Below are 12,069 nucleotides of genomic sequence, written 5' to 3'. Positions count from 1 at the left end.
TAAAAAGGAGAAAATAATATGAGTAAAACAATTGCAATTAACGCGGGATCATCAAGTCTAAAATGGAGCTTGTACACCATGCCCCAGGAAGAAGTTCTTGCTTCCGGTATTGTTGAACGTATTGGCTTGAAAGATTCTATTTTCACTATTAAATACAATGACGGTGAAAAATTCAAGCAGACAGTCGATATTGACGACCACGAAGTTGCTGTAGAAATGCTTCTTAAACAATTAAAAGAATTAAATATCTTAAGCGACTATAACGAAATCACAGGCGTAGGTCACCGAGTGGTTGCCGGTGGAGAACTATTCAAAGATTCAGCTTTAGTCACAGACGAAGTAATTCAGCAGATTGAAGATTTATCTGAGTTTGCACCGCTTCACAACCCTGCAAATGCAACTGGAATTAAAGCCTTCCGTAAAATCTTGCCTGATATTACTAGTGTGGCTGTTTTCGATACATCTTTCCATCAGACAATGCCTAAGGTTAACTACCTGTACAGCATTCCTATGGAGTATTATGAAAAACACAATGCCCGTCGTTACGGAGCGCACGGAACCAGTCACAAATATGTGTCACAGCGTGCAGCAGAGCTTTTAGGAAAACCGATTGAAGAAACTAAAATTATTACATGTCACCTGGGTAATGGTGCATCCATTACTGCTGTTGACGGTGGAAAATCTGTGGATACATCCATGGGCTTCACGCCGCTTGCTGGAGTGACAATGGGTACACGTGCAGGCGATATTGATCCATCATTACTTCCTTTCCTGATGGAAAAAGAAGGCATTGATTCAATTAATGACATGATTTATATTTTAAATAACGAATCTGGTTTGAAAGGCCTGTCTGGTATTTCCAGTGACATGAGAGACTTGGAAGATGTCGAAACAACTAACGAACGAGCAGAACTGGCTCTGCGCATCTTCGAAGACCGAGTTCGTAAATATATCGGTTCATATGCTGCTACAATGAACGGTGTAGATGCTATTGTCTTCACTGCGGGTATTGGTGAGAACGGATCAGATACACGTAAGAATGTCATCGATGGTCTAACATTCCTTGGTGCAGAAATTGACGATGAAAAGAATAACGTCCGTGGCAAGGAAAGAGACTTATCAGCTGAGAATTCTAAGGTTAAAGTTTACCTGATTCCTACTGATGAAGAAGTTATGATTGCTCGAGACGTAGAAAAATTTAGAAACAGCTAATTCAGATTTTCTAAAAGAAGAATAAAATACACGCCACAAGAAATCTGGAACTTAAGATTTCTTGCGGCGTGTTTATATTTAGCTGTAAAAATTATTCCGGTTTGTTTTCCAGGTCAGTACGTACAATCATAACGTCGCACTTGGCTTGTCTGATGACGTATTCAGAAACGGAACCAACAAATATTCGTTCAACGGCATTAAGACCTGTGGCCCCCAGCATGATCAAATCAATCTTTTCTGATTCTGGAATCTGTTTAGCAATCATGACTTTTGGCGAACCGTATTCAAGGACAATTTTTACCTCGCCGACACCTTCTTTGACTGCGTATTCTTTATACTCCAACAGGGTGTTTTTCGCTTCAACTCTCGCGTTGTCCGCTATGGAACCGTCGAAAGTAGAGAATGACTGATAGGCTCTAGTGTCAATGACGTGTGCGAGTACCAGCACAGCGTTGTTTCTTTTCGCTACCTCAACCGCTTTCTTAAATGCCTTCTCCGCCTGATTGGAACCATCCACTGCTACGAGTATTGATTTATATTCCTGCAACATTATAAAGCACTTCCTTCCTGATTATCTTATCTTAAGTATACTAAAAATACCTTTGAAAATGCTAATGGAAGCAACTTGAAACAAAAAAAGAGTCGAGACAGCTGTCTCGACTCTAATTAACTACTAAGTATAAGAAATCCGATGGTGCCGGTAGAACGCCAGTTTAGGTTGAACCCGCTATTGGCAGGTGGGCTTCACCAGAAAAATATTTGACTTCCAAGTGATAAGGCATGTCATCAATTTTTCCTTTAGAATCCCATTGTTTTAATAAAAATGTTCGGTCAACACAGTAGTTTGGCATCGCGTACACCTCAGAATTCTTATCCTTATAGTAGCACAGAGATTCAGTTTAGTCAATTCCGATAACTCGCAGTCAGGAGACAACCGTTAGGGACTAAACTTGTTCAATTGTCTGTTTAAGGCATCTTCAAATTTAGACGTCAGTACAGGAGTGTAATACTTTTTATTCTTTATAGTATTCGGCAGATACTGCTGGGGTGTCCAGTGTTCATCATAACTATGGGGATACTTGTAACCGACGCCGCTTCCTAGCTTATCCGCACCCTTGTAATGGGTGTCTTTTAAATGAGCGGGGACATCGCCTGATTTGCCGTCTCTGACATCTTTCAGCGCTTGGTCGATGGCTGTTATCGCACTGTTTGATTTAGGCGAGAGACACATTTCAATGACTGCATTGGCCAAGGGGATCCGTGCTTCAGGCAGGCCAATTTTCTCGGCTGCCTCCACGGCCTCCATGACTCTTGAGACGCCGGCGGGATTGGCAAGACCGATGTCTTCATAGGCAGTGACAATCAGTCTCCTAATAATGACTTTAATTTCTCCAGCTTCCAGAAGACGCGCAAGATAGTGCAGAGCGGCGTGAACGTCACTTCCGCGAATGGATTTTTGAAAAGCAGATATCACATTATAATGCGCGTCGCCGTCTTTATCATGAGTTAAAGACTTCCGCTGAAGACACTCTTCAGCTATGGCCTGTGTCAGGTGAATCACGCCTTCATCGTTTTCTTCAGTAGACTTGACAGCCAGCTCCAGCGCATTTAGAGCACTTCTTAAATCACCATTTGTGGACCGGGCAAAATAATTTAACACAGTAGGCTCTATATCGAGGGCGTAATTTCCCAGTCCTTTTTCCTTATCTTCTATTGCGCGCATGAGTGACTGGCTGATTTGATCGTCAGTTAACGAATGCAGCTCAAATATCTGAGACCGACTTCTTACGGCGGGATGAATGGCAATATAGGGGTTTTCAGTTGTCGCTCCGATTAAAACGATACGCCCATTTTCAAGGTGAGGGAGCAGAAAATCCTGTTTTGGCTTATCGAGGCGATGGACCTCATCTAGAAGAAGAACGACTGTGCCGCTCATCTTGGCTTCTTCCACCACAATCTGCAGGTCTTTTTTTGTATCCGTTGCAGCATTAAGCATACGAAAGGCATATTGTGTCGAGCCGGCTATTGCACTGGCAATACTCGTCTTGCCAATCCCAGGGGGACCATAGAGTATCATTGAAGACAGCTGTTTTGCTTTGACCATTCGCCAGATGATTTTTCCTTCTCCTACTAAATGTTCCTGACCGACTATCTGATCAATTGAGGTAGGCCGCATGCGGTAGGCTAGTGGTTTTTCCATAATTGACTCCTTTTTGCTGATTTTAAGTAAAGTAAGTATACCATTTTTACACATTTTTATAAACAAAACAGAACAATCGTTCGATGTAAACCTATCATTTGTCTATGTAGAATGACTGCTTTATGATAAGATAGTATTTGATAATAAGTAAGTAAATTTGACGTAAGGATAGATAGAGATGACGATGAAGCAAACGATAATTGAAAATGATTTACAGGAACTTTTTAAAGAAGGTTCATTCGGTTTGGAAAAGGAAGGGCTGCGTACGACAGCTGATGGCTATCTGGCTTTAACGCCACACCCCTCAGCCTTTGGAAGCAGGAATCATCATCCTTATATTCAAACTGATTTCAGTGAATCTCAACTCGAACTCGTAACACCCCCTCAGGATTCAATCGAGAATCAGTATAAGTGGCTTGATGCCCTACATGATGTAGTGAACCGCACACTGGACAAGGATGAATTTGTCTGGCCTTTTAGCATGCCTAATTTACTGCCTGAGGAAAAGGATATTCCCATCATTAAAGTGGATGAAGTATCAGAAATTGAGTACAGACAGAAACTGGCTGATAAATATGGGAAGAAAAAACAGATGATCAGCGGTGTTCACTTTAATTTTTCTTTTTCTGAAGCCTTTATATCTGAAATGGGTAAGGACATGACGACATCTCAGGAATTTAATGCCTGGTGCAACGATCTGTATTTGAAGATGTCGCGGAACTACCTCCGCTATCAGTGGATTCTGACTTACTTGTTTGGCGCTTCACCAGTTGGGGATGCAAGTTTCCTTGGGAATGAAGTACCTTATACTTATTTCAGAAGTATCAGAAACAGTTCAATCGGTTATCATAATAATTTCAGCCACCGCGTTTCATATGAGAATATAAAAAGATATGTTACAGATATTGAATCTCTGGTTAAAGACAGAGATTTAATCGAAGAAAGAGAATACTATGGTTCTTCTCGTCTTAGAGGAAAAGGAAAAGCTGTGTGTAATCTGATTAACAGTGGAACACGCTATGTAGAGTTTCGTTCTTTTGACCTGAACCCATTCGAAAAGCTGGGCTTTTCAGTAGAACAGTCTCTTTTCACTCATCTGTTTTTACTGACAATGGTTTGGATGGACTCCGACAGCACAGATAAAGATATTGAAACAGGATCTGAAATGAATGAACTGACAGCAATGGAAAATCCCTTTGATTCTTCTCGCTATTTAGATGAAGGATTGGAGTTACTGAATGTGATGATGGAAACTGCCGAAGAGTTAAAGCTAAATAAAAGCTATAGCGATGCTGTAAAGCAGGCGATAGATGAATTTCATCACCCTGAAAAAACGCTAGCTGCACGAGTGGTTAAAAACATTGAACAAGAAGGGTCATTTATAAAGCTGGGTATAAAGCTTGGCGAGACATACAAGCAGCATTCTTTTGAAAAACCATTTTTATTGAGCGGGTTTGAAACCATGGAAATGAGCACTCAGCTGCTGCTTTCGGATTGTCTGAAACTAGGCATTGATACGACTATTCTGGATGAAAACGATCAGTTTCTCAAATTAGAACACAATGGAAAAGTAGAATATGTAAAAAATGGGAATATGACAGCTAAAGATACGTATATTTCTCATTGGATTATGGCTAACAAAACAGTTACCAAAAAAATAGTGAAGGATGCCGGTTTTACAGTTGCTGAGGGAAGAGGATATGTGACTCTGGAACAGGCCTTGAATCAGTACTCTTTTTTCAAAAACAGCCCAATAGTTGTCAAACCTAAATCAACCAATTACGGCATTGGGATTTCTATTTTCAAAAAACCAGCTTCATATGAAGCATTTAAAGAAGCACTCGAACTGGCTTTTGAAGAAGATTCTGAAGTACTGATTGAAGAATTTGCTGAAGGCACGGAATATCGCTTTTTTGTCATCAATGGAAAGACAGAAGCGGTTCTTCTGAGAAAACCGGCTAATGTGGTCGGGGACGGAATAGCGACAATCAGAGAATTGATTGACGAAAAGAATCAGCACCCCTACCGCGGAGAAAATCACCGGGCCCCGCTGGAAAAAATTAAAATGGGTAAAATTGAAGAGCTGATGCTTAAGGAGCAGGGTTATAACTTTGAAACTGTTCTGAAGAACGGTGAACAGGCACTGCTTAGAGAAAATTCGAATATTTCAACTGGTGGCGACTCTATCGACTTGACTGAGGACATGCACGAATCCTACAAACAGTTGGCTGCACGGATTGCAAATGCTTTAGAAGTTAAAGTGACCGGTGTCGATTTAATCATCCCTGACCGAACGAAACCGGTGTCTAAACATGAAGACCGATATGTCTTTATTGAAGCCAACTTTAACCCAGCGATGCATATGCATGCTTTTCTGCAAAATGGCCAGGGGGTTAATTTAACGCAAAAGATACTCCGCATGCTGTATCCAACTATCGAGACGTCATAAATGAAGGAGAATGACATGAACAAGCAGTTATACTTTGATCATGCCGCCACTACACCTATGCACCCAGAGGTGATTGAGGTAATGGCTTCGGCATTGGCTAATCACTATGGCAATGCTTCCAGCACACATCAGCTGGGGAGAGAAAGTAAAGGCCTGCTTGAAGAAGCAAGAAAGACCTTTGCTGAAAGTATTCATGCCTTGCCTGAAGAAATCATTATAACCAGCGGGGGCACGGAAAGCGATAATATGGCAGTGTTAAAAACAGCAGAAAAAATGAAAGCTAAAGGCAGACATATTATCACCACCAATATAGAACACGCAGCAGTCAGGAATCCCATTCATTACCTTGAGAAAAACGGGTATGAAGTGACCTGGCTTCCGGTTAACGAAGAAGGGACAATAACACTTGAACAGGTTAAAGACAGTGTGAGAGAAGACACGATTCTCGTCTCAATTATTTACGGAAACAATGAAATCGGGTCCGTTATGCCGATTAAAAAAATAGGCCACTATCTGAATGAGCTGGACCACGACGTTGTCTTTCATACTGATGCTGTACAGGCTTACGGCACTGAGTCAATCAATGTAGTGGACCAGGGTATTGATTTGTTATCCGTTTCAGCTCACAAGATTAACGGGCCCAAAGGCATAGGGTTTTTATACATGAAAAAAAATCTAAACTTGCCAAGTCTGATAATGGGCGGGGAGCAGGAAAATAAACGCCGGGCAGGTACTGAAAACATACCGGCAATAGTCGGTTTTAAGCGGGCAGTGGAACTCAGACAAGCTTCAAAAGCTGAGCTATCTGAAAAGTACATCAGCCTCAAACGAGAAACCCTCCACAGGCTGAATGAAGCGGATATCGATTATGCCGTTAATGGCTCTCTAGATACTACTCTGCCGCATATTTTAAGTGTGCACATTAAAAACGTTTCTGCTGAAAAGCTGCTGATACACCTTGATCTTGCCGGTATAGCCGTCTCCATCGGGTCTGCCTGTTCAGCCGGCAATGTGGAACCGAGTCACGTGCTGGAAGCTCTCTATAGTAGAGAACACCCTGCTATAGCAGAAACGATTAGAATCAGCTTCGGCTACGGCAGTGAGCCTGAGCAAATAGCAAAAATGGTTAATGTTATTAAAAAAGCGGTTGCTTTTTTAAAGAAAACATAAAATAATAGAAGTATGAATTGAAGAGAGGATGTTGACTTTGGCGACGTACAAGAAGGATTCACTGCTCGGAAGTAACCAGTCATACAGAGTTAGTGACGAAGCAAAACGCTATACGTTGAGAGATAATGGCTTTACTGAAACTAAAAATGGTTCATTTCAGTATGAAAGAGTGTTAAGTACCCATGCGATGGACAAAAAGTCACCTAAACTGAAAATTACTATTTCTAAAGATATTGATGAACTGAAAATATCTGCAGTGACACCCAACGGGTTAAAAAAGATTGATTTATATAAAAACAAGGAACTGCAAAAAGAAAGAGAATTTGCTGAAAACATTTTATTAAGCCTAATTGAAGGCAAGGTACTTGTCGAAGCTGAGTAGTTTTTTAAAATTTAAGTATAAAGCAAGAGCCCTCAAGAGAGAGTATCCATCTTCCTCTTGAAGGCTTTTTAAGTTTTGATTAAAAATGTAAAGGGAACTTGATTTCTTTCATTTAGTAAGTATAATGGAACAGACTGGAACTCACGAACCTTCAATTCGTACAGAGTGCAGAACTTTATAGAAATGATGGTGAAATTATGACGAATAGCAATACACGCGTCGTAGTTGGCATGAGCGGAGGCGTAGATTCCTCTGTGACTGCTCTTTTATTAAAGCAGCAAGGCTATGATGTCGTTGGTGTTTTCATGAAAAACTGGGACGATACAGACGAAAATGGTGTATGTACAGCGACTGAAGACTACAAAGATGTTGCATTGGTAGCAAATAAAATAGGCATACCCTATTATTCAATTAACTTTGAAAAGGAATACTGGGACAAAGTCTTTTCTTATTTTCTCGAAGAATATAAAAAAGGCCGCACACCGAATCCGGATGTCATGTGCAACAAAGAAATCAAGTTTAAAGCGTTTCTTGATTATGCCTTGAGTCTCGGAGCCGAATACGTGGCGACAGGACACTACGCAAGAATTCGACGCGATGAAGACGGCACAGCTCACTTACTCAAAGGGCTGGATAACAATAAGGATCAGACCTACTTCTTAAATCAGCTCTCTCAGGAACAACTAGCAAAAGTTCTCTTTCCTTTAGGCGAAATGGAAAAGAAAGAAGTGAGAGCGATTGCGGAAGAGCATGATCTGGCGACAGCCGGTAAAAAAGACTCAACTGGGATTTGCTTTATTGGTGAAAGAGACTTCAAAGATTTTCTAATGGATTATCTTCCCGCTCAGCCTGGTAATATGGTGACAGAAGAGGGCGATGTCATGGGCAGACATGACGGACTGATGTATTATACTATCGGTCAGAGAAAAGGCCTTGGGATAGGTGGAAATGGAACATCAAACGAGCCCTGGTTCGTAATTGGCAAGAATCTTGCAGAGAACGAGCTGATAGTCGGGCAAGGCTTTACCCATGAACATTTATATGCCACTCATTTAACGGCCAGTCAATTTACATTTACAGTTGACAGAGAATTTCCGGAAACGTTCAGCTGTACGGCTAAATTCCGATACCGTCAAAAAGACGTTGGAGTCACTGTCCACCTGAATAATGAAGATAAAACAGCGACAGTTGAATTCGACGAACCCGCACGGGCTATAACACCTGGTCAGGCTATTGTCCTGTATGATGGTGACGAGTGTCTGGGTGGCGGAACGATTGACAAAGCCTTTAAAGAATCTGAAATCCTTCAGTATGTATAATCCAAAATCCTGACCCGAAAAGGTCAGGATTTTTATGTTGTTTGGTGAATTTATTTGGTAATATAGTACTGACTTAATGTTCGTGCTATTCTTATATAGAGTGAATGAAGCAACTAAACAGTTTTCCAGGAAGGGATGCCCATGTATTTTTTTGAAGACCATGGTCTGGAAGAGAAACAGACATTGAAACACCTCCATTTAAACGGCTCAACTTTTCCTCTACACTTTCATCGTGCCTTTGAATTTATTCATGTGCTGGAAGGTGAAATGAACATTACTATTGAAGAAACAAGCTATACCCTTCATCCGAATGAAGCCGTTCTGGTCTTTCCAAATCAGCTGCATCAGCTGACGACACCGGAAGCATCTGTATGTGACGTGCTGATTTTTTCACCTGAAATGATCAGTCACTTTTATGCAAACTATAAAAATAAAGAACCTGAGAACAATAAATTGTCAGATGTTTCGATTATACGGCCGGAAAATCTGGAGTCCGTATATGCTCAGAAAAGTTTACTGTACAGTTACTGTAATGACCTGATTAATGCGACTACCTTTGCCGAAGTGACTATTTCCTCAAAAAGAAAAGTAGTCCAGAATATTCTATTATATGTTGACAAGCACTTTGATGAAGACTGTTCGCTCAAAACTGTCGCTCAGAGTCTGCAGTATGATTACGCCTACTTGTCAAAAACCTTTTATCAGTATACTAAACTGACATTTACTGAGTACTTAAACCGTTACCGAGTCGCTCAAGCAGCTGAACACCTGAAACAGACTGATTTATCAGTCAAGGAAATTGCACTTATATGCGGTTTTGCAAATTTGAGAACATTTAACAGAAATTTTAAACGCTACACCCTTTTGTCTCCATCTGACTTCAGAAGAGCATCTTAGTCAAAGGGGAAGCGTGCATGTGCATTAAAGGAGGATGGAAAGTGGAAATAGGCAACAAAGAGAAAAATCATTATATTATTGGAGAAGTATTATCCATTTATTATTCTAATCCTTCTAATTTTTACAAAGTGATGCTTGTCAAAATTGATGAAACAGATAAAGAATTAAAAGAGGACGAAATCGTCATAACAGGTAACTTTGGCCAGATTCAAACTGGAGACCATTATCATTTCTCTGGAAACTGGACAGAGCACCCAAAATACGGCGTGCAGTTCACTGCGACCAAATACATGAAAGAAAAACCGTCCAGTGAGGAGGCCATCATCACATACCTGTCCAGCCCCCGCTTCAAGGGTATCGGAAAGAAAACGGCTCAGGCGGTTGTCGATTACCTTGGCATGGACTGTATTGATAAAATAATCGAGGATGACTCCGTTTTAGACACTGTACCCGTCTTGAATGATAAAAAGAAGGAGCAGCTGGTATCCGTGCTTGAAAAAGAGCAGGGAATGCAGAAAGTCATTATCACATTAAATAATTATGGTTTGTCCAATCAACTGGCGTATAAGGTCTACCAGAGATTTGAAGGACACACGCTGAGTACGATTCAGAAGAACCCCTATATTCTGATTGAGGAAATCGATGGGGTAGGATTTAACCGGGCTGATGCTATAGCAGAAGAGATGGGTATTGAAGGAGACAACCCCCAGCGTATTAAAGCCGGTGTGATTTACGCCCTGGAAGAAAAGACGTTGAGCAGTGGGGATACCTATGTATCGGCTGATTATCTGCTGAAGCAGACGCTGACGGTACTGGAGAAAAGCCGTTCATTTTTGATAGATCCAGACCTGATAGCAGAAAATATTCTGGAACTGGTTGGGGAAAATAAAATTATAAAAGATGAAAACCGATTTTATCTTCCTTCTCTGTTCGCATCTGAGTGGGGAATTGTCAGTGCTATCGATCGTCTGCTTACTAACGACGATTCCGTACCAGATGAAAAGAAAATAAAAAAGAAAATTAGCCAATTTGAAAAAAAGCGCGGCTTCAAATTAGGGGAGTCACAAAAGGCGGCTGTTATTGAAGCACTGCAATCCCCTCTTTTTGTACTGACGGGTGGTCCTGGAACAGGAAAGACAACAGTACTCGAAGTTATTGTCTCCGTCTATGCCGATCTGCATGATTTGAGTCTTGATCCAATGGACTACTCCGGTCAGCCCTTTCCAGTGCAATTGGCAGCGCCGACTGGACGCGCGGCAAAAAGAATGAAGGAAACAACTGGTTTGCCAGCCTCGACCATACACCGGCTGCTGGGGCTGACAGCAACAGAAGACGACGATGATCTGCCGGAAACGGAGAAAACACTTGAAGGCTCACTGCTTATTATAGATGAAATGTCCATGGTTGATACTTGGCTGGCGTATCAGCTGTTTAAGGCTGTTCGTACGGATATGAAAGTCATTCTAGTTGGCGATAAAGATCAGCTGCCGTCGGTTGGGCCCGGTCAGGTTTTGAGGGATTTGCTTGAAAGCGAGATGCTTCCTTATAAAGAACTGACAGAAATATACAGACAGGACGGAGAGTCGTCCATTATCAAGCTCGCTCACGAAATGAAGCAGGGAAGACTGCCTGAAGATTTTAATGACAAAAAGGCAGACCGGAATTTTTTCTCCTGCCGAACCAGCAGTGTGAAGGACGTTGTCAGTCTGCTTGTTACAAAAGCTATTGAAAAAGGGTATACCGCTCAGGACATTCAAGTATTGGCTCCCATGTATAGAGGACCCGCCGGTATAAATGAGCTGAATAAATTGCTGCAGGAACTTTTCAATCCTAAAAAGTCCCGACAGAAAGAAGTCACCTTTCAGGACAGCACGTACCGCATAGGCGACAAAATACTCCAGCTGATTAATGAACCGGAACGGTCTGTCTTCAATGGAGATATGGGTGTCATCACAGGCATCCTATCCGCCAAGGAGTCTGAACTGAATACAGAAGAACTGGTCATCGATTTTGACGGCAACGAAGTGAACTATGGGCGTAATGAATGGAATAAGATTACGCTGTCTTATTGCTGTTCGATTCATAAATCACAGGGCAGTGAATACGACATGGTCATTCTGCCCATTGTATTCGGCTACGGTAGAATGTTAAAGAAAGACATTGTCTATACTGCAATCACACGGGCAAGCAAGACCTTGCTGTTATGTGGAGAGCGAGCAGCATTTGAAAAGAGTATTATAGAGGATACAGTAAAAAGGAACACGACGTTAGGATACAGACTGACTGAGGCGGACGAAGAGGGAGAAGAAACAGACGAAGTTGATAAGACGAAAAAAGCAGAGGAGTTACCTCCTGTAAAAGATTACCGACTGACTCCTGACCTGGTCCAGACTCAGACAATCGACCCAATGATTGGCATGGAAAACATTCAACCATAAAA

The 12,069-nt window shown here is 41.5% G+C and carries 9 protein-coding genes and 1 other RNA gene; 7 read left to right on the top strand and 3 right to left on the bottom strand.

Translation table 11 applies throughout. The features are described from left to right. The first annotated feature begins 18 nt into the window (after nucleotides 1-18). Nucleotides 19-1,212 carry an acetate/propionate family kinase gene (locus ACYVLS_RS05290; protein ID WP_460322067.1) on the top strand — a complete coding sequence of 398 codons (1,194 nt, stop codon included), beginning with the start codon at nucleotides 19-21 and terminating at the stop codon, nucleotides 1,210-1,212. Nucleotides 1,213-1,303: 91 nt separating this feature from the next. Here ACYVLS_RS05290 and ACYVLS_RS05285 read toward each other — a convergent pair whose 3' ends face one another. The 3 genes from ACYVLS_RS05285 to ACYVLS_RS05275 form a co-directional block, all read right to left on the bottom strand. Further along, the gene (locus tag ACYVLS_RS05285; protein WP_460322065.1) at nucleotides 1,304-1,762 is read right to left on the bottom strand and encodes a universal stress protein; all 459 of its coding nucleotides are present in this window, start codon (nucleotides 1,760-1,762) and stop codon (nucleotides 1,304-1,306) included. Between the two features lie 131 nt (nucleotides 1,763-1,893). Then, nucleotides 1,894-2,083: non-coding RNA, 6S RNA (gene ssrS / locus ACYVLS_RS05280), on the bottom strand. Between the two features lie 66 nt (nucleotides 2,084-2,149). After that, on the bottom strand, nucleotides 2,150-3,412 hold the full coding sequence (locus tag ACYVLS_RS05275) for a replication-associated recombination protein A (RefSeq protein ID WP_460322063.1): 1,263 nt from the start codon (nucleotides 3,410-3,412) through the stop codon (nucleotides 2,150-2,152). A gap of 178 nt (nucleotides 3,413-3,590) precedes the next feature. On the opposite strand from ACYVLS_RS05275, the gene gshAB reads away from it, so the two are divergent. The 6 genes from gshAB to recD2 all read left to right on the top strand — a co-directional run bounded on the left by gshAB (nucleotide 3,591) and on the right by recD2 (nucleotide 12,067). Next, nucleotides 3,591-5,861, top strand: a complete 2,271-nt coding sequence (gene gshAB / locus ACYVLS_RS05270) for a bifunctional glutamate--cysteine ligase GshA/glutathione synthetase GshB (protein ID WP_460322060.1) — start codon at nucleotides 3,591-3,593, stop codon at nucleotides 5,859-5,861. Between the two features lie 15 nt (nucleotides 5,862-5,876). After that, complete coding sequence (locus ACYVLS_RS05265) at nucleotides 5,877-7,031, top strand: cysteine desulfurase family protein (protein ID WP_460322057.1); 1,155 nt, start codon at nucleotides 5,877-5,879, stop codon at nucleotides 7,029-7,031. A gap of 37 nt (nucleotides 7,032-7,068) precedes the next feature. Then, a complete protein-coding gene (locus tag ACYVLS_RS05260) occupies nucleotides 7,069-7,413 on the top strand; it encodes a hypothetical protein (protein ID WP_460322055.1) in 345 nt (114 codons plus the stop codon). A gap of 194 nt (nucleotides 7,414-7,607) precedes the next feature. Further along, nucleotides 7,608-8,732, top strand: a complete 1,125-nt coding sequence (gene mnmA, locus ACYVLS_RS05255) for a tRNA 2-thiouridine(34) synthase MnmA (protein WP_460322138.1) — start codon at nucleotides 7,608-7,610, stop codon at nucleotides 8,730-8,732. 141 nt (nucleotides 8,733-8,873) lie between these two features. After that, entirely contained in the window at nucleotides 8,874-9,629 is a 756-nt protein-coding gene (locus ACYVLS_RS05250) for a helix-turn-helix transcriptional regulator (protein ID WP_460322052.1), read from the top strand. Nucleotides 9,630-9,646: 17 nt separating this feature from the next. Next, nucleotides 9,647-12,067, top strand: coding sequence for an SF1B family DNA helicase RecD2 (gene recD2 / locus ACYVLS_RS05245; protein WP_460322050.1), 2,421 nt, complete (start codon nucleotides 9,647-9,649; stop codon nucleotides 12,065-12,067). Nucleotides 12,068-12,069: the final 2 nt, after the last annotated feature.

This window comes from Alkalibacterium psychrotolerans (genome assembly GCF_054784355.1).
Note: the sequence above shows the minus strand (reverse complement) of the source record. Positions and strands in the feature narration are given on the sequence as shown.